At 71.6% G+C, this 25,509-nt stretch carries 27 protein-coding genes; 17 read left to right on the top strand and 10 right to left on the bottom strand.

Annotated elements, in window-relative coordinates:
- Positions 1-19 precede the first annotated feature (19 nt).
- The 7 genes from ACOOHE_RS10155 to hpt all read left to right on the top strand — a co-directional run bounded on the left by ACOOHE_RS10155 (position 20) and on the right by hpt (position 5,850).
- Positions 20-667 carry a hypothetical protein gene (locus ACOOHE_RS10155; RefSeq protein ID WP_420453970.1) on the top strand — a complete coding sequence of 216 codons (648 nt, stop codon included), beginning with the start codon at positions 20-22 and terminating at the stop codon, positions 665-667.
- A 184-nt stretch (positions 668-851) separates the two neighbouring features.
- Entirely contained in the window at positions 852-1,079 is a 228-nt protein-coding gene (locus ACOOHE_RS10150; RefSeq protein ID WP_420453969.1) for a hypothetical protein, read from the top strand.
- Positions 1,080-1,081: 2 nt separating this feature from the next.
- Positions 1,082-1,351: a type II toxin-antitoxin system RelE family toxin gene (locus tag ACOOHE_RS10145; protein WP_420453968.1), complete on the top strand. Its 270-nt coding sequence runs from the start codon at positions 1,082-1,084 to the stop codon at positions 1,349-1,351.
- 393 nt (positions 1,352-1,744) lie between these two features.
- Complete coding sequence (locus ACOOHE_RS10140; protein WP_420453967.1) at positions 1,745-2,002, top strand: hypothetical protein; 258 nt, start codon at positions 1,745-1,747, stop codon at positions 2,000-2,002.
- A gap of 7 nt (positions 2,003-2,009) precedes the next feature.
- Positions 2,010-3,971 (top strand): DNA mismatch repair endonuclease MutL, encoded by a 1,962-nt coding sequence (mutL, locus tag ACOOHE_RS10135; RefSeq protein WP_420453966.1) that lies wholly within the window; start codon positions 2,010-2,012, stop codon positions 3,969-3,971.
- Positions 3,968-5,251 carry a tRNA lysidine(34) synthetase TilS gene (gene tilS, locus ACOOHE_RS10130; RefSeq protein ID WP_420453965.1) on the top strand — a complete coding sequence of 428 codons (1,284 nt, stop codon included), beginning with the start codon at positions 3,968-3,970 and terminating at the stop codon, positions 5,249-5,251. The genes mutL and tilS overlap by 4 nt, the downstream gene beginning before the upstream one ends.
- Positions 5,252-5,277: 26 nt before the next feature.
- A complete protein-coding gene (hpt, locus tag ACOOHE_RS10125) occupies positions 5,278-5,850 on the top strand; it encodes a hypoxanthine phosphoribosyltransferase (protein ID WP_420453964.1) in 573 nt (190 codons plus the stop codon).
- Positions 5,851-5,893: 43 nt separating this feature from the next.
- Here hpt and ACOOHE_RS10120 read toward each other — a convergent pair whose 3' ends face one another.
- The 8 genes from ACOOHE_RS10120 to gap all read right to left on the bottom strand — a co-directional run bounded on the left by ACOOHE_RS10120 (position 5,894) and on the right by gap (position 14,019).
- Positions 5,894-6,625 (bottom strand): TIGR04283 family arsenosugar biosynthesis glycosyltransferase, encoded by a 732-nt coding sequence (locus ACOOHE_RS10120; protein WP_420453963.1) that lies wholly within the window; start codon positions 6,623-6,625, stop codon positions 5,894-5,896.
- 4 nt (positions 6,626-6,629) lie between these two features.
- Positions 6,630-7,517, bottom strand: a complete 888-nt coding sequence (locus tag ACOOHE_RS10115; protein WP_420453962.1) for a dimethylarginine dimethylaminohydrolase family protein — start codon at positions 7,515-7,517, stop codon at positions 6,630-6,632.
- A gap of 240 nt (positions 7,518-7,757) precedes the next feature.
- Entirely contained in the window at positions 7,758-8,756 is a 999-nt protein-coding gene (locus ACOOHE_RS10110) for a hypothetical protein (RefSeq protein WP_420453961.1), read from the bottom strand.
- A 4-nt stretch (positions 8,757-8,760) separates the two neighbouring features.
- On the bottom strand, positions 8,761-9,678 hold the full coding sequence (locus tag ACOOHE_RS10105; protein ID WP_420453960.1) for a hypothetical protein: 918 nt from the start codon (positions 9,676-9,678) through the stop codon (positions 8,761-8,763).
- Between the two features lie 3 nt (positions 9,679-9,681).
- Positions 9,682-10,623: an ATP-binding cassette domain-containing protein gene (locus ACOOHE_RS10100; RefSeq protein ID WP_420453959.1), complete on the bottom strand. Its 942-nt coding sequence runs from the start codon at positions 10,621-10,623 to the stop codon at positions 9,682-9,684.
- Between the two features lie 137 nt (positions 10,624-10,760).
- Complete coding sequence (locus ACOOHE_RS10095) at positions 10,761-11,744, bottom strand: mechanosensitive ion channel family protein (RefSeq protein ID WP_420453958.1); 984 nt, start codon at positions 11,742-11,744, stop codon at positions 10,761-10,763.
- A 45-nt stretch (positions 11,745-11,789) separates the two neighbouring features.
- Positions 11,790-12,959, bottom strand: a complete 1,170-nt coding sequence (locus tag ACOOHE_RS10090) for a phosphoglycerate kinase (RefSeq protein WP_420453957.1) — start codon at positions 12,957-12,959, stop codon at positions 11,790-11,792.
- A 58-nt stretch (positions 12,960-13,017) separates the two neighbouring features.
- Positions 13,018-14,019: a type I glyceraldehyde-3-phosphate dehydrogenase gene (gene gap / locus ACOOHE_RS10085; RefSeq protein ID WP_420453956.1), complete on the bottom strand. Its 1,002-nt coding sequence runs from the start codon at positions 14,017-14,019 to the stop codon at positions 13,018-13,020.
- Between the two features lie 224 nt (positions 14,020-14,243).
- Here gap and ACOOHE_RS10080 point away from each other — a divergent pair, with 224 nt between their 5' ends.
- The 10 genes from ACOOHE_RS10080 to ACOOHE_RS10035 all read left to right on the top strand — a co-directional run bounded on the left by ACOOHE_RS10080 (position 14,244) and on the right by ACOOHE_RS10035 (position 24,814).
- A complete protein-coding gene (locus tag ACOOHE_RS10080; protein ID WP_420453955.1) occupies positions 14,244-15,050 on the top strand; it encodes a tetratricopeptide repeat protein in 807 nt (268 codons plus the stop codon).
- Between the two features lie 115 nt (positions 15,051-15,165).
- Positions 15,166-16,539: a sigma-54-dependent transcriptional regulator gene (locus tag ACOOHE_RS10075; RefSeq protein WP_420453954.1), complete on the top strand. Its 1,374-nt coding sequence runs from the start codon at positions 15,166-15,168 to the stop codon at positions 16,537-16,539.
- A gap of 209 nt (positions 16,540-16,748) precedes the next feature.
- Positions 16,749-17,435: an ABC transporter ATP-binding protein gene (locus ACOOHE_RS10070; protein ID WP_420457616.1), complete on the top strand. Its 687-nt coding sequence runs from the start codon at positions 16,749-16,751 to the stop codon at positions 17,433-17,435.
- Positions 17,436-17,900: 465 nt separating this feature from the next.
- Complete coding sequence (gene nadA, locus ACOOHE_RS10065) at positions 17,901-18,911, top strand: quinolinate synthase NadA (protein ID WP_420453953.1); 1,011 nt, start codon at positions 17,901-17,903, stop codon at positions 18,909-18,911.
- A 20-nt stretch (positions 18,912-18,931) separates the two neighbouring features.
- Entirely contained in the window at positions 18,932-19,210 is a 279-nt protein-coding gene (locus tag ACOOHE_RS10060) for a DUF427 domain-containing protein (RefSeq protein WP_420453952.1), read from the top strand.
- Positions 19,211-19,449: 239 nt separating this feature from the next.
- Entirely contained in the window at positions 19,450-19,920 is a 471-nt protein-coding gene (locus ACOOHE_RS10055) for a hypothetical protein (RefSeq protein ID WP_420453951.1), read from the top strand.
- Positions 19,921-20,028: 108 nt separating this feature from the next.
- The gene (gene secD, locus ACOOHE_RS10050) at positions 20,029-21,951 is read left to right on the top strand and encodes a protein translocase subunit SecD (RefSeq protein ID WP_420453950.1); all 1,923 of its coding nucleotides are present in this window, start codon (positions 20,029-20,031) and stop codon (positions 21,949-21,951) included.
- A gap of 82 nt (positions 21,952-22,033) precedes the next feature.
- The gene (gene secF / locus ACOOHE_RS10045) at positions 22,034-22,969 is read left to right on the top strand and encodes a protein translocase subunit SecF (protein ID WP_420453949.1); all 936 of its coding nucleotides are present in this window, start codon (positions 22,034-22,036) and stop codon (positions 22,967-22,969) included.
- Positions 22,970-23,138: 169 nt separating this feature from the next.
- Entirely contained in the window at positions 23,139-23,477 is a 339-nt protein-coding gene (locus ACOOHE_RS10040; protein ID WP_420453948.1) for an STAS domain-containing protein, read from the top strand.
- Between the two features lie 59 nt (positions 23,478-23,536).
- Complete coding sequence (locus tag ACOOHE_RS10035) at positions 23,537-24,814, top strand: adenylosuccinate synthase (RefSeq protein ID WP_420453947.1); 1,278 nt, start codon at positions 23,537-23,539, stop codon at positions 24,812-24,814.
- Positions 24,815-24,853: 39 nt separating this feature from the next.
- Here ACOOHE_RS10035 and ACOOHE_RS10030 read toward each other — a convergent pair whose 3' ends face one another.
- A complete protein-coding gene (locus ACOOHE_RS10030) occupies positions 24,854-25,201 on the bottom strand; it encodes a type II toxin-antitoxin system PemK/MazF family toxin (protein WP_420453946.1) in 348 nt (115 codons plus the stop codon).
- Complete coding sequence (locus ACOOHE_RS10025; protein WP_420453945.1) at positions 25,164-25,397, bottom strand: addiction module antitoxin; 234 nt, start codon at positions 25,395-25,397, stop codon at positions 25,164-25,166. The genes ACOOHE_RS10030 and ACOOHE_RS10025 overlap by 38 nt, the downstream gene beginning before the upstream one ends.
- Between the last annotated feature and the right edge of the window lie 112 nt (positions 25,398-25,509).

Raw genomic sequence — 25,509 nt, 5'->3', positions numbered from 1 at the left:
TGGTTACACCGCGCTACCAATGAGCACGCCCGGCGACCATCTGGACAGGCTGATCGAGCGACTCACAAGGGAATGCCTGAACGGAATAGTCCATTACCAGTTTTGGCGTCACATCAACGATCTCGGACGCGACGAGCCGGAGTTGATCGAGACGGCGCCCGCGTTTTTCCGCTCAACCTTTAACGCTCACATCGACTGCGCCACGCTGCGGCTCAATCGTTTGATTGACACAACGCGCGGGGCCGTCAGCGTCTACACGCTTCTCAGATACGCGGAGCGACACCCCCAAGCGTTCCGCGCTGGCGGGCCAGACGAGGTCAAGGAAGCGGTCGCACGAGGCCGAGCGATCCTCGGCGAAGTCGAGGACGTGCTCGCGCGATTTCGGAAGCAGCGAAATGCGTACTTCGTCCATATCGCGGGCGATTACTTCTCTGAACCGCAGCGCGAGGTCACGGAGGAACATCCGGTCACATTCCGAGACGTCCACGACTCGCTCCAACGCATCGGTCGCCTAATCAGCGCAATCGTTGGCCCCCACCGGGACGCCGAGCTTCGACTGAATGAGGTGATCGGGATAGACGAATCGTTCCAGAGCCTCCGGCATTATCTACGGGCGGGCGTCCAGTTCGAGGAGGAGTACCGTCAGCAAATCCACCGCGCGGTGTAACCCGCCGCTGCAGGCCGACGTGAAGCGCCAGCGTTCTCGGCCGTCCGTAGCTTCGGCGTCTCCACCGCTTCGGCCCAGTGCTGTGCCCTCAGCTTCACGCGGCTGAGCGTCCATCTGTTCTACCGCGCTCAGAAACGGGCGGCACCCCCCGGCGTACGTTGACCTCAACCTCCTCGCTCTCGCCATGACGGCCCTGCTAGAGAAGGCGGTCTCGAAGGCCGCCGCCCTCCCGGACGACCAGCAAGACGCCCTCGCCTCGCTCCTCCTCGACGAGATCGAGGACGACGCCCGGTGGGACGCCGCGTTCGCCCAGTCCCAGGACACGCTCGCCGCGCTGGCGGCCGAGGCGATGGCCGAGCACCGGGCGGGGGAGACGGAGGACCTCGACCCGGACGGACTCGGGCGGCCGTAGCGGTGCGGTCGAAGACGACGAAGGCGTTCCGCAAGCGGCTCGACGCGCTCCCGGAGAAGGTCCAGGAGCAGGCGTGGAAGGCGTACCGGCAGTCCGCGGCCGACCCGCACCCCCCGAGCCTCCAGTTCAAGCGGGTCCACACGACGGCCCCGCTCTACTCGGCCCGGGTGTCGAAGGGGTACCGGGCAGTGGGTCAGATCGACGACGACACCGTCGTGTGGTTCTGGATCGGGTCTCACGCGGACTACGACAGCCTCCTTGCGCGGTCGTAGACGGCACCACGCGGTAGAACCCCCATAACCAGGTTCTTGTCAAGTAGGGCGTTTCCGGTACGGTAGGGGAAGCCTCGCCCTGCACCCCTCGTGGGAGGACTGCTCGGTCGTTGGAGCGTCGGCGCCGCGACGTCGGGTCGGTCAGATCCTCTCCGGCGAAGCGCTGGCGGGCCGCACTCCTCCTTGGGCTCTCCCCACTCCTCCTTGGGCTCTCCCCATCGGTCTTGACAGCAGGCGTCCACCGGCCGCGTCGTCCCAGGTCTCTGTCGGCAGCACGGCTTCGCGCCGGCTGACCGTCCGGTGTCACCGGCCCAAGCCACCTTGCCTCCGGCCGACCCCGGGCACGGACGCCCGGTGGCGGTCGTTACCTTGCCGCACACGACGAATCGACCCATGCTCGGACTCAACAGCGGCAAGATGGCTCGCCCGCGCGGGTACTCGTACCAGCCCCGGTTCTACGACCCCGACGCCGAGGCCCGCCGCAAGCGCCAGCTCCAGTTCGTGCGGCCCAGCGAGCGGCGCCAGCGCAAGACCAAGCAGCCCCAGTTCATCGCCGTCGGCCTGGGGCTCGTGCTCGCGTTTTATTTCTACGCCAACATCGAGACCATCGTCGAGCGCGTGACCGCGTTCGGGGGGTGGTTCTTCGGCTAGCCTAGCCATGCCGCCCGACGCCGCCACCGACGGGCTCGTCCAGGCCCTGCCCGACACGCTCGCGAGCAAGATCGCGGCGGGCGAGGTCGTGCAGCGGCCGGCGAACGCGCTCAAGGAGCTGGTCGAGAACGCGCTCGACGCCGGGGCGTCGTCGGTCGAGGTCGTCCTCAAAAAAGCGGGCAGCGAGCTGATCCAGGTCGCCGACGACGGCTGCGGCATGGGCCCGGCCGACGCCGTCGCCAGCTTCGGCCGCCACGCGACGAGCAAGCTCCGCCGGTTCGAAGACCTCGAACGGTTGCGGACGCTCGGCTTCCGCGGCGAGGCCCTCGCGTCGATCGCGAGCGTGGCCCAGGTCGAGCTCAAGACGCGCCGCCGGGGCGACGAGACGGCCACCTGCGTCCGCGTCCACGGGGGCGAGGTCGTGGACGTGGCCCCGTGCGCGGCGCCGGTCGGGACGTGCCTCTCGGTGCGGAACCTGTTCTACAACGTGCCGGCGCGGCGGGCTTTCCTCAAGAGCCCGGCGACCGAGTTCAAGCACTTGGTCGAGGCGTTCCAGGCGCTGGCGCTCTCGCACCCGGCCGTCGCCTTCTCGCTCGTCCACGACGACACCGAGGTGTGGCGGCTCCCGGCCCACGACGGCGCGGACGCGCTCGACGTCCGCCTGAACGCGCTCGCAGGCGGGGGCCTCGACGGGGCGCTCGTGGCCGTCGAGGAGGCGACGAGCTACCTCTCGGTCCGGGGGCTGGTCGCCTCGCCGGACCGGGCGCGGCGGAGCCGGGGCGAGCAGTACCTGTTCATCAACGGCCGGTTCGTCAAGAGCCGGCCGCTCGACCACGCCGTCGCCGGGGCGTTCGGGGCGCTGTTGCCCGAGCGCCAGCACGCGCTCTACGCGCTGTTCCTCGACGTCGACCCGCGCCACGTCGACGTCAACGTGCACCCGACCAAGACGGAGGTCAAGTTCGACGACGACCGGGGCGTGTACAGCTTCGTCAAGGCCGTCGTCAAGCGGTCCCTCGCTGAGAGCGGGCTCGGCCTGTCGTTCGACCCCGGCGCCCGGCCCGTCGGCGCGGGGGCGCGGCCGTCGTTCCTCGACGCGGCGCCGGCCTCGACGCGCGACGCCGCTGGCGAGGAGGAGTCGCCGGTCACCCCGATCACTCCGCCGGCCGGCGACGGCGCGCGAGGCCCCGTGCTCCCGCCCTCCGCGCCGACCGTTCGCCTCGAAGCCGGCTCGGGCGCCGACGCCATGCCGCCGGCCCGCCCCGTCCAGCCCGAGCCGGGCCCGGCGCCCGGCCCGCCCCTCGTCCCGGACGCGCCGACCGGCCCGATCCCCGCGCGCCTCGGGACCGCCGACGTCGGCGACGACCTCGAGATGGACGGCCTGTCCCACCCCAGCGGGGACGACCTCGACCGCACGTTCTGGCAGCTCCACGGTCGCTACCTCCTGTCGCCCGTCCGCTCCGGCCTGCTCGTCGTCGATCAGCGGGCGGCCCACGAGCGGATCCTGTACGAGCGAGCCCTCGCGACGATGGCGAGCGGGATGTCGGTGAGCCAGCAGCTGCTGTTCCCGTTCACGGTCGACCTCGGCGCCGCCGACCGGGCCCTCCTGGGCGAGATCCTGCCCGACCTCAGCGCGCTCGGGTTCCAGATGGAGGCGCCCGAGGGCAAGCCCGTCCTGGTCCGCGGCGTCCCGGCCGACGTCACGCTGGGCGACGAGCGCGAGGTGCTGGACGACCTGCTGGCCCAGTTCCGGCGGAACGCCCGGTTCCAGCTCAGCGCGCGCGAGAACCTCGCCCGGAGCATGGCCGCGCGGAGCGCGATCCGCCCCGGCCACCCGCTTGGCCCCACCGAGGCCCGGCTCTTGGTCGACCAGCTGTTCGGCTGCGACGACCCCTTCTCCGACCCGGCCGGCCGGCCGACCATGACGCGGTGGTCGACCGACGAGATCGAGCGGCGCTTCCGGCCCCGGTGACGCTCGCGGCGAGCGTCCGCGCCGGCCTCGACGCGGTGGCCGTCGGGCCGGGCGACCGGGTTCTGGTCGCCGCCAGCGGCGGCCTCGACTCGACGGCGCTTCTGCACACACTGGTCGAAATCGGCCAGCCCGTCGTCGCGGCCCACGTCGACCACCAGCTCCGCCCGGACAGCGACGCGGACGGCGCGTTCGTGGCCGAGCTTGCGGCCAAGCTCGGTGTGCCGTGCGTTCGGCTGGCCGTCACGGTGGGGGAGGGGAATCGGCAGGCCCAAGCGCGCCGCGCCCGCTACGCCGCGCTCGCCGACGCGGCTCGGGAGCAAGGGTGCCCGGCGGTGGCGACGGCCCACACGGCGACCGACCAGGCCGAGACCGTCCTGCTTGCGCTCGCGCGCGGGGCCGGGCTGAGGGGGCTGGCCGGGATGCCGGTGGAGCGGGCGCTGGCGCCGGGCGTCCGCCTGGTCAGGCCGTTATTGCAATCGGCACGCGCCGACGTCGAGGCCGCCGCGCGAGCGGCCGGATGGACCTGGCGCGACGACCCCTCGAACGCGACCGGGGTCTACGCTCGGAACCGCCTCCGCCACACCGTCCTCCCCGCCCTTCGCGCCGAGGGCGGGGCCGACCGCCGGATCGCCGCGTCGGCCGACGCCGCCCGTGCTGGGCTCGCCGTCGTCCAACGGCACCTCGACGGTCTGGCGGTGGGAGACCAGCGCCTCGGGCTCGGGGTGGCCGCCCTCGACGCCGAGATCCAATCCGTCCTGCTCGCGGAGGCGGTCGCCCGGTGGGCCCCAGACGCCGCGCGCTCGCGGGCGGTCGTTGCCCGGCTCGTCGCTCTGTTGGAGGCCGAGGTGGGGGCGTGCGTCGAGGCCGGCGGCGTCCGCGTCTGGCGCGAGCGCGACGCGCTCCGGTTCGAGACGGACGTGCCCGCGCCCGACCTCGGCCACCTCGTCTCGACCCCGCTCGACGCCGTGCCGGCGGCGTTCCCGCCGGACCGGCTCACCGAAGTTGTCGACGCCGACCGCGTCGACGGCCCGGTCGCGCTCCGCTCGTGGCGGCCCGGCGACCGGATCCGCCCGCTGGGAATGGACGGGTCCCGGCTCGTGGTCGACGTCCTCCGCGAGCGCGGCGTGCCCCGGGCCGACCGCCCGGCCGCTGCTGTCGTCACCGTCGGCGACCGCGTCGCGTGGGTGGTTGGCCACCGGCTGGCGGCGTCGGTGGCCGTCACCGGGGGGACCCGGCGGGCGGCCCGATGGACGTGGCGCCCGAGCCGTGGGGCGGGGTAGCTTCGGGTCCGCCCCGCGCCCCCCCGATGCCCGAGACCGCCGCTGCCCCTGACATCGTCACCTGCCGCGGCGAGCGGTTCCGGCTCTACCTCAGCGAGGACGAGATCCAGACGCGGATCTTGGAGCTGGGCGAGCGGATCGCCGCCGACTACGCCGACGTCGGCGTCCCCATCCTGATCGGCGTCTTGAACGGCGCGTTCATGTTCACGGCCGACCTGATGCGGGCGATCCCGGCCGACTCCGAGGTCGACTTCTACAAGCTCTCGAGCTACGGCGAGAGCAAGGTGTCGAGCGGCCAGGTGACCGAGCTCAAGGAAGTCGACGCCAAGCTCGAAGGGCGTCACGTGATCGTGGTCGAGGACATCGTCGACACGGGGCTCTCGATGAAGTACGTCATCGACCAGATCCAGACCCGGAACCCGGCCTCGCTCCGGGCGGCCACGCTCCTGCGCAAGCCGGACGCAGCCAAGGTCGAGGTCCGGGTCGACTACGTCGGGTTCGACATCGACAACCTGTTCGTGATCGGGTACGGGATGGACTACGGCCAGCTCGCCCGGAACTTGCGCGCCATCTACATCCTCGACCGCGAGGCGGAGTAGGGAGCGGGGTGGGAGGAGGGCGTGTGGCAGGCCGCCTCGCCCGCTACCCCCGGTCGCCGTCGCTGTAGAACCGCTTGAGCCGGTGGGGCGAGAGGCCCACGTTCCACCCCGTCCACAGCGCCAGATTTCGGAGCTGCTGGCGGACCGCCCCATGCCGGCGGAAGCGGCGAGCGGACGTGGTGACCTCGGCGTCCAAAAACACGAACCGGCCCCGCCGGCGGAGCGCGCGGACCAGGTCGAGGTCCTCGAACACCGGCTGGTCCGGGTACCCGCCGACGGCCTCGAACGCCGTCCTGCGGACGAACAGGGCGCGGTCGCCGAACGCGAACCGGTGCCACCGCATCCACAGCCGCGACTCCCACAGGCGCATGAACGCGCGGCCGAGCGCGGTGAACCCGTCCTGTCCCGGGTCGAGGTTGAACGCCGTGCGGAAGCAGCCGCCGGCCACCTCTGGGTCTGCCAGGGCCGCGCGGACGGCGTCGAGGGCACCGGCCGGCAGCCGGGTGTCGGCGTGGAGGAACAGGAGGACGTCGCCGGTGGCCGAGGCCGCGCCGTCGTTCATCTGGCGGGCCCGCCCTCGCGCCCCACGGACCACGGTGGCCGTGCCCGCCGCCTCCGCCGTGCCGTCGTCCGAGTCGCCGACGGCCACCACGACCTCCCACGGCTCGGTCTGCCCGGCCACGCTCGCGAGCGCCGTTCGGATCGTCGGCGCCTCGTTCCACGCCGGGACGACGACGGAGACCGACGGGGGAGGGCCGGGGGCAGACGGCGGCACCCGGCTACCAGAACATCAGCTTCATGCAGAAGACCGAGCCGCCCGACTTGAGGAACTCGCTCGTGTCGACCTCGACGGGCTCGTACCCGCCCGCGCGCAGCAGGTCGTTCGTGTCGGCGCAGCCCTGCTGGATCAGGACGTGGGTCCCGTCCGGCGAGTGCGCGTTGCAGGCGAACAGCTCGCGGGCCTCGGCCTCCGGGGCTTCGAGCGTCCGGCGGAAGTGGGTGCGGATGGCCGCGATCCCCTCGTCGGTAAACGCGCCGGGGTAGTAGAGCGCCGTCTCCTCGTCGAGCGGGCAGAGGCACGTGTCGAGGTGGTAGAAGTCGGGGTCGGTCAGCTCGAGCGCGACGATGGGGAAGCCGAGCGAGTCGGCGAAGCGGTCGTAGACCTGGCGGTCGGTCCGGTAGCCGTAGCCGCCCCACAGGAGGTAGCGGCCGGGGTGCCAGAGCGCGTCGCCCATCCCCTCGAAGTCGCCCGGGAGGTCGGCGTCGAGGTGGTGGACCTCGTAGCCCTCGCCGGTGAAGAACCGCTCGTAGTGCTCGACCTCGGGCTTCCGCTGGGCCGCGTGCATCCGGCTCAGGACGACGCCGCGCTCGCCGCCCGGCGTCTGGTACGGCAGCGTCTGGTTGGCGCAGAACACCTGGTCCGGCAGGCCCGGCGTGCCGGCCACCACGACGACCTCCATCCCGACCCGCTCGTAGGCGTCGCGGAGCGCCTCCCACTGGGCCGTTGCCCGCCCGCGGTCGACCTCGCCCACGTTGCCGGCCATGTGCGGGTTGATGACGTACTCGACCCGGAAGTGGTCGGGGCGGGTCATCAGGACGCGCCCCGGCCGGGGGATCGGCGGGAGCGCGTCGAGGGTGAAGGCGTCGGGCGAGAGGGCGTCGGGCAACGTCGGGTCGGGCGGGGGAGCCCGAAGGTACCGCGCCGCCGTGCCGACCTAGTGCCGTGACACGTCGCTCGTGAGCGGGCCCCCTGGCCGTCCTCCCCTCGCTCCGCTCAGCGGGCGGACGGATTGTCCCCCTTCGAGGGGGACAGCTCCCCGACCTGGGAGCCCTTCGGCTCCGCTCAGGACAGGCTCCGCGACCGGGAGGGGAGCGGGGGGTCTGCCCACGAGCGATCTGGCGTCGCTCTAGCGGGCTGTCTGGGCCAGGAACTCAGGGGTCAGGAACCCCTCGACGCGGACGCCCGCGTCCTCCGACACGACCTCCACCCGGTCGAGCACGTCGAGCGCCGACGGCTCGTCCTTGAGCCCGATCCGGGCCGCCGAGATCCCGCCACGGACCACGTCGGCCACGTCGTCGGTGCTCGCCTCGGGCTTGGTGGCCAGGAACGCGCGGACGGGGACGCCGTCGTCGCCGAAGTCCATCGAGACCACGAACCCGTCGGCGGCCCGGGCCGCGAGCGCGGACGGCGGGGCGTCGTCGTCGACCTGCAAACCGGCGCCGTCCAGGCCGCGAGCGACGAACCAGGCGCCGTCCGGGAAGGCCACGCGGTCGAACAAGGCCTGGAGCTCCGCATCGCGGGGGGTGGCCGAGGTGCCGAGCCGCCGGACCATCGCGGTCAGCGTCGCCTGGTCGCCGGCCAGGACCATCTCGTCGTTGACGAGCGCGAACCCGCCGCGCTGGCCGTCTTCGACCGTCGTGAGGTAGACCGGGAGCCCCTCGACCTCGGTCACCTCGAACGCGACCTCGCCGTTGTCGGCGACGAACCGCTCGATCTTGTCCCGGTCGAACCAGCCGTAGGCCACGAACGCGGCCCGCTCGCTCGGCCCCTCGCTGACGGCCACGAACACGCGGTCGAGGTCCTGGGAGGGGTCGAACCCGGTCAGGCGGATAAACTCGTCGAAGTCGGCCGAGCCCCGGCCGCTGACCATCCCCAGGCCGGTGTCGCCGAGGGCCGTCTCGAGGGCCTGGCTGTCCCGGGCCTTCGCGAGGTTCGTCATGCCGTAGACGTCGGCGTCGGTCGGCAGGAGCGCGAGCGCGTCCGTCGTCTGGGCCGAGGACCCGATGCCGGGCGCGGCGAACGTGTCGCTGCACCCGGTCGTGGTCAGGGCCGAGCCGGCGACCAGCAGCGTGCCGAGGGCGGCGGAGAGCGCCAGGCGCGCCGGGCGGGAGGAGGCGGAGGTCATAGCGTTAAAAGTCTTTGCGGGAGAAGAGCACGAACGCGAGCCCGTAGCAGACGGCTCCGAACGCGAGGGAGGACCACAGCAAGGAAAGGGCGCCTACGTCGCCCCCGGTCGCGAGTTGCGGCACGATGGACGTGCCCACGCCACCGAACTTCGGCAGCACCTGGTACGCCCCGACGACGAGCGGGCGCCACAGGGCCGAGACCTGCTCCGGCAGCGTCGGGATGGCCAGGATCAGGCTCACGAACAGGACGCCGAGCGTGGCGATAAACGACAGCGGCCCGCTCCCGCTCCACACGCCCACCAGGGTCACGACGCCGTAGACGACGGCGAACATCCCGAACACGACCGGGATCGCCAGCAGGAACTGCGGGGCCCACAGGCCGGACTTGATCGACATCACGAGCCAGACGCCGCCGAACAGATACGTCGTCAGGGCCAGCATCACGGCCATCACGGCGAGCAGCCGGCCCGCCAGCACGGACGCCCGCGACAGCGGCTTCGTCAGCAGCACGTCCACCTGGCCGCGCTCGGTCAACGCGGCGACGAGCCCGCCCGTCGCGAACAGCGCCAGCAGGATGCCGACCCAGTACGCGGCGCCGGCCACGAACGCCTGGGCCCCGAACACGACGCTCTCCAGCAACGTGTTGCCGAACGGGGGCAAGTCGTCGCGGGCCGTCCGCGGGGTCCCGTCGCTGTTGAGGATCGGCTCGCCGTCCGCGTCAAGGAGCGGCGCGTCGAGGTCGACGGGCCCGTCGAGTGTCTCCTGGCCGAAGAGGCGCGCGCCAGCGAGGGTCCCGTCGACCACGTCGAGCTGGAGCGCGAACGTGAACGCGACCCAGATCACCGTCGCGACGACGAACAGGCCGATCACGACCTTGCGGGCGCGGAGCTCGCGGAGCGTGAGCAGGAACAGGCCGAGCATGGGTCAGGCGGGGGTGGCCGGGGTGGTCACGACATCGATGAACAGGTCCTCGAGCGACTGGCGGGCCGGCTCGACGGCCTCGACCTCGACGCCGTCGGCGCGGAGCCGGTCGAGCGCGGCGTTGAGCGCGGCCCGGTCCGGGAGCGTGACGAGCGACCGCGCGAGCCCGTCGGGGTGCTCGGTGGCGTCGGTCGCGAGCGCGTCGCCCAGGGCGTCGGCGGTCGCCGGCGGAAGGGGGGAGGTGACCAACCGCCACGCGCGGCCCTGCCGCGTCAGGTCCTCGACGGTCCCCATCCGGATCGGGACGCCGTCCTTGAGGATGGCCACGCGCGTGCAGACGCGCTCGACCTCGCTCAAGAGGTGCGAGTTGAGGAAGACCGTGACGCCGTCGTCGCGGAGCCGCTCGATCAACGTCCGGATCTCGCGCCGGCCCACCGGGTCGACGCCGTCGGTCGGCTCGTCCAGGAACACCAGGCGGGGCCGGTTCATCAGGGCCTGGGCGATCCCCAGCCGCTGCAACATCCCCTTCGAGAACGTCCCGGCCGGCCGGTCGGCGGCCCCCACCAAGCGGACGGTCGCCAGCAGCTCCTGGGCCCGGCCCGGGCGCTCGCCCGCGTCGACTCCGGCCATCTGGGCGAACAGTTCGAGCGTCGCCCGGGCCGACAGGAACGGGGGGAAGCGGTGCCCTTCGGGGAGGTACCCGACCGGGCGGCGGGCCTCCGGGTCGGCGATGTCGCGGCCGAACAGGGTCGCCGAGCCGGCGGTCGGGTGGGCGAGCCCGAGCAGGAGCTTGACGAGCGTCGTCTTGCCGGCGCCGTTGGGCCCGAGCAGCCCGAACGTCTCGCCGGCCCGGATCTGAAGGTCGAGCGGCCGGAGCGCCTCGACCGGCGGTCGGCCGCGGTACGTCTTGGCCAGCCCGGACGTGTCGATGGCGAGGTCAGTCATGGCGGCCGTGACGGCGGGTGGATCGGGAAGTTGCGAGCGCGGGCCGGGTGACGAGGGGACAGAGGGGGCGTCCTCATCCTCTCCGCCCTCTTCATCCTCTCCTCCCCCTTGACCAGACCAAGACCCCGGCCTCTGCATCAGGCGCCGGCCGCCGCGGCGGCGCTCGCCTCGTCGTCGCCCGGCGCGCCGCCGGCCGACTTGACGTAGACCGTCCGGCGCGGGAACGGGATCTCGACGCCGCGCTCGTCGAACCGGGCCTTGATGAGCGACCGGAGGTCCCGCTCGGTTTGGAACTGCTCGCCCGGGCGGACCTGGACGATGACGCGGGCCGTCACTGCCGAGTCGCCCAGCGCCATGAGCGCCTGGACCTGGGGCGCCTCCTCGAGCATCACCTCCTGGGCGTGCTCGGTCTCGGCCCACTCGCGCGCCACGTCCTCCAGGACCGCCAGCGCCTGGCCCGCGTCCTGCTCATAGCTCAGGCCCACCTCGACGATGGCCCGGGCGAACCCGACCGACTTGTTGCCGAACGTCCGCAGCTCGCCGGCCGGCACCATCAACAGCTCGCCGTCGAACTTCCGCACCTTGATGAGCCGGAGCCCGACGTACTCGACCGTCCCCGTGTCGGTCCCGATCCGGATGAGGTCGCCGTTGCCGAGGGTGTCGTCGAACAGTAGGAAGAAGCCGGAGATCACGTCCTTCACCAGCGTCTGCGCGCCGAACCCGATGGCCAGCCCCGCGATGCCGGCGCCGGCCAGCAGCGCGCGGATGTCGAACCCGACCAGGCCCAGGACGGTCACAATCGTGATGGCCCAGATCACGTAGCGCGCGACGGACCCCAGCAGGTCGGCCGTCGTTAGGACGCGCTGGCGGCGCTTGTCGGTGGCCGGGTCCTCGTGGACCGAGGCCACCCACCGACGCTTGATCCGGGCGACGACGGCGATGGCGACGAGCGCGAGCGCGACCGTGACGGCGACCTTGAGCGCCGTCTGCCCGACGCCCAGCCAGAACTCGGTCGAGAACAGCGCCTCCTTCGCCGCGACCACGTCCTCGGCGGTGAGGCCGATGGCCGAGTCGACAACGGCGGCCGTGTCGGCGGGGGCGGACGAGGCGGGGAACTGCATGGGTGGGGGCGGGGGACTGAGGTCCGGGCGTCACCGGCCCGTTTCTCAGTCGAGGGCCGCGAGGCCGGGCAACGTCTTCCCCTCCATGAACTCGAGCATGGCGCCTCCGCCGGTCGAGACATGGGTCACGGCGTCCGCCAGCCCGGCCTGGTTGATCGCGGCGACCGAGTCCCCGCCGCCGACGACGGTCAGCGCGTCGTGCTCGCGGGTGGCCTCTGCCAAGGCCTCGGCGACGGCCAGCGTGCCTTGGGCGAACGGGGCCATCTCGAACACGCCCATCGGCCCGTTCCAGATCACCGTCCGCGCGCCGTCGAGGAGGTTGGCGTACTGCTCGCGCGTTTTGGGCCCGATGTCGAGCCCCTGCCACCCGTCCGGGATCTCGCCCGTCACGGTCTGGGTCCGGGCGTCGGCCGAGAAGGCGTCGGCGACCACGTGGTCCTGGGGGAGCCGGAGGGTGTCCTTGAACCGCTCCAGGAGCTGGAACGCCTCGTCCGTCCGGTCCTCTTCCACGAGCGAGTCGCCGACCGAGTGGCCGAGCCCGGCGAGGAACGTGTAGGCCATGGCCCCCCCGATCAGCAGGTGGTCCACCGTGGGCGCGAGCGCCTCGATGACGCCGATCTTGTCGGACACCTTGGCCCCACCGAGGACGGCCACGAACGGGCGGCCGGGCTCGTCGAGGGCCCGGGTCAGGAACGCGACCTCGCGCTCCAACAGCCGGCCCGCCGCGTGGGGGAGGAGCGCGGCCACGCCGGCCGTCGAGGCGTGGGCCCGGTGGACGGACCCGAAGGCGTCCGACACGAACACGTCGCCGAGCGCCGCGAGCTGGCGGGCCGTCTCGTCGTCGTTCGACGTCTCGCCGGCCAGGAACCGCGTGTTCTCGAGCAGCACGACCGCCCCGGCCGGCGCCCCGTCCACGCACGCCCGGGCTTGGTCGCCGACGGTCTCGTCGCAGAACACGACCGGCGCGTCGAGCAGCCCGTCGAGCGCGGCGGCGACCGGCCGGAGCGAGTACGCCGGGTCGGGCGCGCCCTTGGGCCGGCCGAGGTGCGACATCAGGACGGGCGTGCCGCCGGCGTCCAGGATGGCCCGGATCGTGGGCAGCGCCCCGCGGACGCGGGTGTCGTCCGTCACCGCGCCGCCGTCCATCGGCACGTTGAAGTCGACGCGGACGAGCACGCGCCGGCCGGCGAGGTCGAGGTCGGAGAGGGTCTTCATCGGGTGATTGTGGATTGAGGGATCGGGTGATTCTGAAAGGCAATCACGCAATCGTCAATCACCCGTTCATCAATTTCGAGACGAGGTCGACGGTGCGGCTGGCGTAGCCCCACTCGTTGTCGTACCACCCGACGATCTTGACCATCGTCCCCGACGTCATCGTCGAGGGCGCGTCGAACACGCACGAGTGCGCGTTGTGGACGATGTCGATGGACACGATGGGGTCCGTGCTGTACTCCAGGATCCCCTTCATCGGGCCCGACGCGGCGGCCCGGAAGGCGTCGTTGACCTCGTCGACGGTCACCTCGCGCTGGACGACGGCCGTGAAGTCGGTGAGCGAGCCGTCGGGCGTGGGGACGCGGAGCGCGAACCCGTCGAGCTTGCCCTGGAGCTCGGGGAGGACCAGGCCGACGGCCTTGGCGGCGCCGGTCGTCGTGGGGATGATCGAGAGCGCGGCGGCGCGGGCGCGGCGCAAGTCGCGGTGGGGCGCGTCCTGGATCCGCTGGTCGGCCGTGTAGGCGTGGACCGTCGTCATGAACCCCTTCTCGACGCCGAAGGCGTCGTCGAGCACCTTGGCCATCGGGGCCAGGCAGTTCGTGGTGCAGCTCGCGTTCGAGACGATGGTCTCGTCGCCCGTGAGCGTGTCGTCGTTGACGCCCAACACGACCGTCTTGACGCCGCCCTTGGCCGGGGCCGAGATGACGACCTTCTCGGCGCCGCCCTCGAGGTGGAGCCCGGCGCTCTCGGCGTCGGTGAACCGACCGGTCGACTCGACGACGACCTGGCAGCCGAGGTCGCCCCACGGGAGGTTCGCGGGGTCCTTCTCGGAGAGCACCTTGAACCGGTCGCCGTTGACCACCAGCTCGTCGCCCTCGGCGGCCACGTCGCCGGGGAAGACGCCGTGGACCGAGTCGTACTTGAACAGGTGGGCGAGCGTCTCGGCGTCCGTGAGGTCGTTGACCGCGACGACGTCGAAGCCGTCGCCGCCGCGCTCGAGGATGGAGCGGAAGACCAGGCGGCCGATGCGGCCGAACCCGTTGATACCAATCTTGATGGCCATGAAGAGGAGGGGGCTGGGGAGGGAGGGGGCGAACGACGGGTGAGGGTACTAGGTCCGAACCGCTTCCGACGCCGCCGCCCCGGTGAAATCGCCTGCAAGAGGGCGCGGCGGGGCGCCGGGCGCGTCGTCTCGCCCCGCTCTTCACGCCGCGTTCGGCCGGGGCCCCGCTACCTTTCGCGGTTCGCGGCGTCGGCCGCCCACTCCCGACCCTCCGTCTCCCCCCGATGGCCCAGATCAACCCGCCGAAGACGCTCACCGCGCCGCGCACGAACGACCTCCGCGAGGACGCCCTCACGACATCGGCCTCGCGCGGAACGGAGTTTTTCGAGGACCACCGGAACGCGATCATCGGCGTCATCATCGGGATCGTGGTCTTGGCCGTCGCCGTGATCGCGTGGCGGGCGTGGCAGGCCAACCGCTCGGCCGAGGGCCAGCGGCTCCTGGGCGCCATCCTGACCGAGTACGAGGCCGGCAACTGGCAGACGGCCCTCGACGGGACCGACACGGCGCCCGGCCTCCTGGAGATCGCCGACGACTACGGCTCGACGGCGACCGGCGAGCAGGCCACCTTCTTCGCCGCCGACGCGCTCTACCAGCTCGGCGACATGGACCGGGCCTTGGAGATGTTCGAGGACTACGACGGCGAGGGGCTCATGGCCGCCAGCGCCATCGCGGGCCAGGCCGCCATCGCCGAGGACCGCGGCGACGCCGAGCGGGCCGCCAACCTCTACGAGCAGGCCGCCGCGGAGTACGCCTCGCCGGCCTCGACCCCGGGCTACCTCCTCGACGCCGCCCGCGCCCACCGCGCCGCCGGCGACACCGACGCCGCCCAAGCCGCCCTCACCCAGATCATCGACGAGTGGGACACGGCGCCCGAGCAGCGGACGGCGCTCGTCGAGCTGGGCGAGGTCCAGGCCGAGGCGACGGCGACCGGCACCCCGACCGGCGACGTGACGGCCGCGCCCGTCGTCGTCGACACGACCGAGGCCCCCGAGACGACGGTCACCGTGCCGGTCCCGGTCCAGGAGTAGCTGGAGCTGGTCGGGACGACACGGTGGGGGAGGTCACGGTAGCCCCGGGACGACAGGGGAGGAAGCCGCGAGCTCGGGGCCGGCCGTAGCTTCGGGCCGCCCCTCTCCCGCGCCCATGCCGACCGTCCTCATCGCCGACGACGAGCCCGCCATCCGGCGGACGCTCCGTGAGATCCTCGAGTTCGAGGGCTACGCCATCGAGGAGGCCGCCGACGGCGACGAGGCGCTCGACAAGGCCCGCGCCGGCGTCGACCTGGTCCTCCTCGACATCAAGATGCCGAAGCGGGACGGCATGGAGGTGCTCCAGGCGCTCCACGACGCCGAGTCGACGGTCCCCGTCGTGATGATCTCGGGCCACGGGACGGTCGAGACGGCCGTCGAGGCGACCCAACTCGGGGCGGTCGACTTCCTCGAGAAGCCGCCGGACCTCAACCGCCTGCTCGTGACCGTCCGCGGGGCGCTCGACCGGGGCCAGCTCCGGGTCGAGAACACGCGGCTCAAGCAGGTCGTCCGCGACGCCGGCACCTCGGACCTGACGCCGATCGTGGGCGACAGCCCGGCGATCGCGCGGATCCAGCAGACGGTCGCCCGGGTCGCCCCGTCCGAAGCGCGCGTGCTCATCACCGGCGAGCCGGGGACGGGCAAGGAGCTGGTGGCCCGGCACCTCCACGCCCAGAGCAGCCGCGCCGACGGGCCCCTCGTCGAGGTCAACTGCGCCGCGATCCCGTCTGAGCTCATCGAGTCCGAGTTGTTCGGCCACGAGAAGGGGGCGTTCACCGGGGCCACCAAGCAGCGGATCGGCAAGTTCGAGCAGGCCGATGGGGGGACCCTGTTCCTGGACGAGATCGGCGACATGTCGCTCGACGCCCAGGCCAAGGTGCTCCGAGCGCTCCAGGAGAACCGGATCACGCGCGTCGGCGGCGACCGCTCGATCTCGGTCGACGTCCGCGTCGTCGCCGCGACGAACCGGGACCTCTTGCAGCAGGTGGACGAGAAGCGGTTCCGCGAGGACCTCTACCACCGGCTCTCGGTCATCTTGATCCACGTTCCACCGCTACGCGAGCGGCGTGGGGACATCCCCGACATCGCGGGCTACATCCTGCGCCAGGTCATGCGCCGCAACGGCATGGCGGACAAGAGCTTCGCTGGCGACGCGCTCGACCGGCTCCGCCACCAGGAGTGGCGCGGCAACGTCCGCGAGCTGCGCAACGTGGTCGAGCGGCTCCTCATCCTGTCCGACGGCGACGAGATCACCGCGGCCGACGTCGAGCGCTACGTGGTCCCCTCGGGATCGGGCAGCTCGGCCGGCGGGCTCATCGACCGCTACGACTCGCTGTTCGAGTTCCGCGACCAGGCCGAGAAGCTGTTCATCGAGCGCAAGCTGACCGAGAACGACTGGAACGTCTCGGCCACGGCCGAGCTGATCGGGATCCAGCGGTCGCACCTCTACAACAAGCTGAAGGACCTCAACATCGAGAGGCCGGAATGAGCGGGGGGGAAATGGGAAAGGGGAACGGGGAACTGGCAGAGTCTGCCGGGCCACCGATGGAGGCGGCGAGCACGGGGGGCACCGGCGACCCACAGACTGGGACCCGCGGCGGCACCGCCGGAGGTGGAGCGTCCCCGATTGCCGCGGGGTCTGAGGCGTCGTCTGCCCGTGCCCCGTTCCTCGTTCCCCGGTCCCCGAATCGCGGAGCGATCCTGAGCGCCCGCGGCCTGGGCAAGAGCTACCCGACGGCGACCGGCGCGCTCGACGTGCTCGCCGGCCTCGACGTCGACGTGTACCCCGGCGAGCTGGTGGCCGTCGTGGGCGAGAGCGGGACGGGGAAGAGCACGCTGCTCCACCTGTTGGGCGCGCTCGACCGGCCGACGGCCGGGACCGTCACGTTCCGCGACGAGGACGTGTTCGCCAAGGGCGACGAGGCGCTGGCCGCGTTCCGCAACCGGGCCATCGGGTTCGTCTTCCAGTTCCACCACCTGCTGCCCGAGTTCACGGCGCTCGAGAACGTGGCCATGCCGGCCCTCATCGCCGGCGGCACGTTCCAGACGGCCGGCGGCCGGGCGAGGGAGCTGCTGACGATGTTGGGGCTCGGCGCCCGCCTGGACCACCGGCCGAGCCAGCTCTCGGGCGGCGAGCAGCAGCGGGTGGCCGTGGCGCGGGCGCTGATGAACGAGCCCGGCCTGGTGTTGATGGACGAGCCCTCGGGCAACCTCGACACCAAGACGGCCGAGACGTTGCACGACGAGCTTCTGCGCCTGAGCCGCGACGCCGACCAGGCGTTCGTCGTGGTCACCCACAACCCGGCGCTGGCGGCGCTCGCCGACCGCGTGCTGAGGCTGGAGGGCGGGCGGCTGGCGGAGGAGAGGGAGGAGAGGAGAGGGTAGAGGCGACGTGGACTCGAAGGCGACCTCGACCGCCCCATCTCGACCCCCCCGTGCTTGTCATCCTGAGCCTGCGAAGGATCTCAGCACGAGGCGTCGAGCCCGTCCGCACCGCTCCCTACGGACTGGACGGCCAGCGTTGGGATCCTCCGCACTCGCTCAGGATGACAAGGGGAAACCCCGGCGGTAAGCCCCACAGTCCTCCGTAACCCGAGTCGTGTCTGAACCGAAAGAGGCGGTGGGGCCGGAGACGGAGGACGGGGGACCGGCTTCCCCGACGAGTCTCAGGCGGTCTTCCGTCCCCCGTCCTCGGTCCCGACGAACGTGAGGACCGGAGACACAACTTGGGTTCCGTAGTCGCGGTGGGTCTGCTGACCTTCCGTCCTCCACTCTCCACCCTCTATCCTCCCCACGCCGAAACCACGCACCGGGCGGGCGGCGTTGTCCCGGTCCCGCACCCGCGCTCCCATGACCGAGACGCTCGCCCTGCCCACGCTCCCGTCCGAGATCGCCCGCGTCGGGTTCGTCCGCGAGGCCGTCGACCCGACGCTCGACCTGTTCGACGAGATCGACCGGCTCAAGCGCGAGCGGAACGCGGTGTTGCTGGCCCACTACTACCAGGAGGGCGACATCCAAGACATCGCCGACTACATCGGCGACAGCTTGGGACTGGCGCGCGAGGCGCAGCGGACCGACGCCGACGTCATCGTGTTCGCGGGCGTCCACTTTATGGCGGAGACGGCCAAGATCCTGAATCCGAGCAAGACCGTCCTGCTGCCGGACTTGCACGCCGGCTGCTCGCTCGCCGACAGCTGCCCGCCCGACGAGTTCGCGGCGTTCCGCGCCGAGCACCCGGACCACCTCGTCATCAGCTACATCAACTGCTCGGCGGCCATCAAGGCCCAGACCGACATCATCTGCACGTCGTCGAACGCCGAGCACATCGTCCGCCAGGTCCCGGCCGACCAGCCCATCCTGTTCGCGCCAGACCGGAACCTCGGCCGATGGCTGATGAAGCAGACCGGGCGCGAGATGCTGCTGTGGCAGGGCGCCTGCATCGTCCACGAGATCTTTTCGGAGCAGAAGCTGGCGCGGCTGAAGGGCCGCTACCCCGGCGCGCCGATCCTGGCCCACCCCGAGTGCGAGGAGCCCGTCCTGAGGCTGGCCGACCACGTGGGCAGCACGTCGTCGATCCGCCGGTTCGCGGCTGAGTCCGACGCCGACACGTTCATCGTGGCGACGGAGTCGGGCATCTTGCACCAGATGCAGAAGGACAACCCGGGCAAGACGTTCGTGGCCGCGCCGCCGGACAACGGGTGCGCGTGCAACGACTGCCCCCACATGAAGCTGAACACGTTGGAGAAGCTCTACCTCTGCCTCCGGCACGGCCAGCCCGAGCTCCACATGGACGAGGGCGTGCGGGTCGCCGCGCTCCGGCCCATCGAGCGGATGTTGGAGATGAGCGAGGGCGTCCGCTGACCCACCAGACCCCCACCGCAGTGAAAGCCACCTGGAACGGAGCCGTGATCGCCGAGAGCGACGAGACGGTCGTCGTCGAGGGCAACCACTACTTCCCGCCGGACGCGCTCCGCCGGGATCACCTCCGCGCGTCCGACCACACGACGGTGTGCCCGTGGAAGGGGACCGCCGGCTACTTCGATGTCGTGGTCGACGGCGACGTCAACGCGAACGCGGCCTGGATCTACCGCGAGCCGAAGGAGGCCGCGGCCGAGATCCGGGACCACGTGGCGTTCTGGAAGGGCGTCGAGGTGTCGTAGGGACACGGCGTGCCGTGTCCTCTCGCAAGCTGTTAGAAGCTGTTTGGCGAGCGGGAACCGTCCCCTCTCTGCCCCTCGGGGGAGAGGGTACGTCGTCGGCGACGTCGCGATGGCACGGGGCGCGGATCGCCAAAGCGCGTGTCCGCCGAGCCGGTCCGAAGGAAGTCGCGAGAAGAGCGCGTGGGGGGAACCCCGGGGGACCCCACCGAGGGGTTAGCTTGCCGGCCGTCGCCCCCGCCATGCGCACGCTCCGCCTCGACACTGTCCGCCGGTTGGTGGCCGCGACTCTGGTCGCGGCGCTCGGCACGAGCCTGGTGCCCGCCGTCGGCGCCCAGGCGGGGCCGCCGTCGCTCTCGGCGGTCTTGGACGACGCCCAGGCGTTCGAGGCCGCCCTCGAAGCCGCCCATGCGGCCGACGACGGGGCCGACCCGCTCGTCGTCTTCGCTGAGGCCTACGCCGCCGCCGTCGGCGACGTGTCGGCCGAGGCGCTGGCGCACCTGCTGGGGCAGTCGTCGCTGTCGGGCGTGCTGCCGCCGGCCCACGACGAGGCCCTGGCCACGTCCAAGGTCACGACGCTGACGGCCTCCGCCGCCGTGGCGCTCGACGCGCCGACCTCGGCGCCGCTGGCGGCCACGCTGGCGACGGGCCCCGAGGCCGAAGCCCCCGCGCTCCGTGCGCTCGCGCCGTCGTCGCGCCCGCGCGCGCCCTAGCGGACGCGGCCTCCGGGCCGACCCGCCCCCGTCGTTTTTTCGCGCCCGTCCGAGGGGACCGGCGCTCTCCCAGACCCCCACCGGCGTCCGTCTGGACGCCCGATCCCTATGCAAGGCTACGGCTTCAAGCTTATCGCCGTCGGCGCGCTGCTCGTCATCTCGCTCTGGCAGCTCTTCCCGACGATCCAAAACACCCTCAACAACCGCGACCTCGCGGCGATGGACCCCGCCCAGCGCCAAGCCTACGAAGACGAGCACGGGGCCGACCTCGAGGCCACGTCCGCCGAGTCGCTCAAGCTCGGGCTCGACCTCCAGGGCGGCATGCACGTGACGCTCGAGGTGGGCACCGGTGCGCTCCTCAAAGAGCTCGCCGGGACCCGCGCCGACGACACGTTCGAGGCCGCGCTCGCCACGGCGACCCAGCAGGCCCAGACCTCCGGCGACGACTTCGTGACCCTGTTCGCCAACGCGCTCGAGGCCGAGCGGCCCGGCACGCGCCTGGCCCGCTACTTCCGCAACACCGACGCCGACATCACGGCCCGGTCCGACAACGACGCGGTCGTGGTCTACCTCCAGGAGGAGGTCGAGGAGGCCCTCGTCCGCGCCGAGGAGATCATCCGCCAGCGCGTCGACCGCTACGGCGTGACCGAGCCGCTCATCCAGCGCCAGGGCTCGTCCCGGATCGTCGTCGAGCTCCCGGGCGTCGACGACGAGGAGCGCGTCCGCGAGCTCCTCAAGGGGACGGCCAAGCTCACGTTCCACCTGACCCCGCCGACGGCCGAGATCCAGCAGGCCGCCGCCCAGATCTTCCAGTTCTACTCCGGCGAGACCGAGCCGGCCGCCGACACGACGGCCACCGACGCCGACACGACGGCGACCGACCTCGCCGACGCCGACACGGCCGACGCCGTGGACCTCGGCGACATCACGGCCGACGCCGAGCCCGAGGTGGCCGGCGGCAACCCGCTGGCGGCCGTGCTCCAGATCGTCCAGTCGGACCCGTCGTCGAACTCGCCCATCGTCGGGCAGGTCGCCGAGAGCGACACGGCCGAGGTCGCCCGGCTCTTGGCGGCGCCCGGCGCGGCCCGGCTGATCCCGCCCGGCGTCGAGTTCCTGTTCACGGCCGGCCCCGACGCCGGGACGACGGCCGACGGCGAGGGCGTCCACTACCTCGTCGCCGTCAACGAGCGGGTCGAGCTCAACGGCGAGGTCATCACCGACGCCGGCCCCGACTTCGACCCGTACACGAACGCGCCCCAGGTCTCGCTCACGATGGACGGGGCCGGCGGGAGCCGCTGGAGCCAGATCACGGGCGCCAACCGTGGCAAGCCCGTCGTCATCGTCTTGGACAACCTGGTCTACACGTTCCCGACGATCAACGAGCGGATCCCCAACGGGCGGACCCAGATCTCGGGCAACTTCACGCGCCAGGAGGTCGACGACATCGTGACGGTCCTCAAGTCGGGCGCGTTGCCGGCGCCGGTGGCGATCGTCGAGGAGCGGACGGTCGGGCCGAGCCTGGGCGCCGCCTCGATCCGGGCCGGCACCCGGGCGCTCATGGCCGGCTTCCTGCTCGTCTGCGTGTTCATGGCCGTCTACTACCGCGGGGCCGGGCTGGTGGCCGACGTGGCCCTGCTGCTGAACGTCCTGTTCATCTTCGGCGTCCTGGCCTCGTTCGGGGCCACGCTCACGCTGCCCGGCATGGCCGGGATCCTGCTGACCATCGGGATGGCCGTCGACGCCAACGTGCTCATCTTCGAGCGGATCCGGGAGGAGATGGCGTCGGGCAAGACGATGAAGGCGGCCGTCGACGGCGGCTTCGCCAAGGCGCTCTCGGCCATCGCCGACGCCAACGTCACGACGTTCCTGATCGGCGTCATCCTGTTCTCGTTCGGCGTCGGCCCGATCCAGGGCTTCGCCGTCACGCTGATGGCGGGCATCCTGACGTCGCTGTTCACGGCGCTCGTCGTGACCCGGCTCATCATCGACTACCTCGTCCAGGAGCGCGGCGTCACCGTCGCCTTCGGCTAAGTCGGTACAGGGCACGGGGCACGAGGTACGTCCTCTGCCCCGCGCCCGTACCTCGTACCCCGTACCCCGTACCGATACTCAAATGCGCATCTTCGAAAACGTCAACTTCGACTTCCTGAGCCACAACCGGGACAGCTACCTGATCTCGGGCATCCTCCTGACCGTCGCCATCGTCTCGCTCATCTATCCGGGCTTGGAGGCCGGGATCGACTTCAAGGGCGGCACCGAGTTCATCGTCGACACCGGCGTCGCGGTCCCGTCGACCGAGGCGGCCTCGGCGCTGGCCGAGGCGACCGGCGAGATCTTCGAGGTCAAGGAGTTCGGCGACCCCCAGACGCTGCTCGTCCGGACCGCCGCCGGCGGCGACCCCGACGCGCTCCAGTCGTCGGTCGTGTCCACCCTGGGCGAGGCGTTCCCCGAGTCTACGGTCGCCATCGAGGGGACGTACTCGGTCGGGCCCCGGATCGCGTCCGACCTCAAGGAGAAGGCGATCGTGCTGGTCTTCGGGGCGCTCTTCGTGATCCTGCTCTACATCTTCGTCCGGTTCGACTGGCGCTACGCGGTGGCCGCCGTGCTCACGCTGGCCCACGACGTGGTCGTCGTGCTCGGTCTGTTCGCGCTGTTCCACAACGTGACCCCGTTCTCGCTCCAGATCGACCAGGCCATCATCGCGGCCCTGCTGACCATCGTCGGCTACTCGATCAACGACACGGTCGTCGTGTTCGACCGGATTCGGGAGTACGCGCTCCTGTTCAAGACGGAGCCGTACGCGATCGTGGCCAACCGGGCCATCAACACGACGCTGTCGCGGACGATCCTGACCTCGGGGACGACGCTGATCGCGGTCCTGATCCTGTTCCTCATCGGCGGCGAGGTGCTCAAGGGGTTCTCGCTGGCGCTCCTGGTCGGGATCGCCGTCGGGACGTACTCGTCGATCTTCGTGGCGAGCCCAATCGTCGTCGCGCTGCGGCAGAAGTACGCGCCGGCCCGCCGGTCGCTCTCGCCGGCGACGGTCTGACCGCAGACGCGCGAGGACTGTGGGGGCCGGGGGAGGAGCGGCGTCGGCCGCTCCGCCTCCGGCCCGCGCGCGGTCGGATTTCGCACGAGCCCTACGCGCGGGCCGTCCGAGCCGGAGCCGGGCGCGCCGGCGCGCCCGTAGCTTGGGCCCTCCGCCTTCCCCTGGCCTCATGCAGATCCGTAGCACGACGCGCGACGGCGTCGCCCTCCTCACGCTCGACGGCGACGTCCTGGGCGGCCCCGACGGCTCGGCGTTGCACGACGCCCTGGCCGCGGCCCGCGGCGACGCCCCGCTCCAGGCCGTCGTCGACCTGTCGGGCGTCCGGTTCATGAACTCGTCCGGCCTGGGCATGTTGGTCGGGGCGCTCACGACGGCCCGCAACACGGGCGGCGACCTCCGCCTGGCGGCCGTCGGCGACCGCGTCCGGGCCATCCTGGAGGTCACCCAGCTCGACGGCGTGTTCGCCTCGTTCCCCACCGCCGCCGACGCCGTCGCCTCGTACGGGTGATGCGCAAGGAGTGACGGGCAGAGGCCCTTCACTCGTCACCCTTTGCCCCTAACCCACCCATGCCAGTTTCCGTCGTCATCGGCGCCCAGTGGGGCGACGAGGGGAAGGGGAAGGTCGTCGACCTCCTCGCGCCCCAAATGGACGTGGTCGCCCGGTACCAGGGCGGCGCGAATGCCGGCCACACGATCAAGTGGGGCGACGAGACGTTCGTGCTCCACCTTATCCCGTCGGGCATCTTCCACCCGGGCGTCTCGTGCGTGATCGGGAACGGCGTCGTGATCGACCCGAAGGCGCTGATGGACGAGATCGGCCAGATCGAGGCGCTGGGCTACCCGGTCGAGGGCCGGCTCCAGATCAGCCACAACGCCCACCTCATCATGCCGTACCACAAGGCGCTCGACCAGGCCAAGGAGCGCTGGCGCGACGCCGAGGCCATCGGCACGACGGGCCGCGGGATCGGACCGGCCTACGTCGACAAGTTCGCGCGGAGTGGGATCCGCGTCGTCGACCTCCTCGACCGCGACGGGTTGCGCAAGAAGCTGACGGCGGCCATCGAGGAGAAGAACGACATCCTCTCGGCCATCTACGGCTCCGAGCGCCTCGACGTGGACGCCATCGTGGACGAGTACGTCGAGTTCGACCAGCACATCGACCCGTACGTCACCGACACGTCGGCCTTCTTGAACGACGCGCTCGCGGAGGGCCAGCACGTGCTGGCGGAGGGCGCCCAGGGCGCGCTCCTGGACGTCGACCACGGGACGTACCCCTACGTGACGTCGAGCCACCCGACCTCGGGCGGCGCCTGCACCGGGCTCGGGATCCCGCCGACCCAGATCGGCCGGATCATCGGGATCGTCAAGGCCTACTCGACCCGCGTCGGCAACGGGCCCTTCCCGACCGAGCTCCTCGACGAGACGGGCGAGCGCCTCCGCGCCGAGGGCCACGAGTTCGGGGCGACCACGGGACGCCCGCGCCGGTGTGGCTGGCTCGACCTGGTGGCGCTGAGCTACACGTCGCGGCTCAACGGGTTCACCGAGCTGGCGGTGACCAAGCTCGACGTGATGGCGGGTCTGGACGAGCTCCAGGTCTGCACGGCCTACGAGATCGACGGCAAGACGACGACGCGCTTCCCGACCGACTTGCGCACGCTTAGCCGCGCCCGGCCGGTCTACGAAACGCTGTCCGGGTTCTCCGGCGACTTGTCAGAGGCGCGCGCGATGGGCGACCTCCCGGACGCCGCGCGCGACTACCTCCAGTTCGTGAGCGACCACCTCCGCGTGCCGATCACGGTGATCGGGACCGGACCGAAGCGCGAGGAGACCCTCGTTGCCGGGTAGGCGGGGCGGATGTCGGTCCGGGCCTGACCTACAGCGCGTTCACTTCAGGCCGAGCTGGATCCGTACGGCTCTCTCGACCGCGCGGAGGTCTGATGCCGAGAGTTGACCCGCCCGGTTCAACAGTCTCCGCTTGCTGGCGGTCGTGAGTTGGTCTCCCATCGCCTTGCTCCGTTGGCCCCCGACGGTGACGAGTGCGTCGCTCGGGTACACCCGCTCGGTGTTGCTCGTCAGCGGCACCACCTGAACCCGATTGAGGTGCCGGTTCGAGGCGTCGTTGCTGAGGAGTACGGCCGGGCGCTTCTTCTTGATCTCGCCGCCGACCGACGGGTCGACGTTGACCCACCGCACCTCACCGCGCTTCATCGTCGCCTCCTGCTGCGTCCCCAATCAGCGCGTCCGACCACGCCAGCGCGTCGGCCTCCCGGTCCTGGTCCTGGGCCATCTCGGCGTAGGCCGCGTCGAGGTCGAGCACGTGGGGACGGACGAGACGTTCGATGAACCGGCTGATCCGTCGAGGGCCGACAACACGGTAGAGACCGTCGTAGACGGAGTCGTCGAGGGTGATGGTGAGCTTCTTGGGCACGGGTTCTACGTGCTGTTGCGCGTGCAGAGACGCCAGCCTCCACGTCCGGTTTCAGTACGGCACGGGTGCTGTGCCCCTCGTGGCCGGCGACCGCCGCACTGGGCGGCGCTAG

This window comes from Rubrivirga sp., from assembly GCF_965213695.1.
Lineage (GTDB): Bacteria > Bacteroidota > Rhodothermia > Rhodothermales > Rubricoccaceae > Rubrivirga.
Note: the sequence above shows the minus strand (reverse complement) of the source record. Positions and strands in the feature narration are given on the sequence as shown.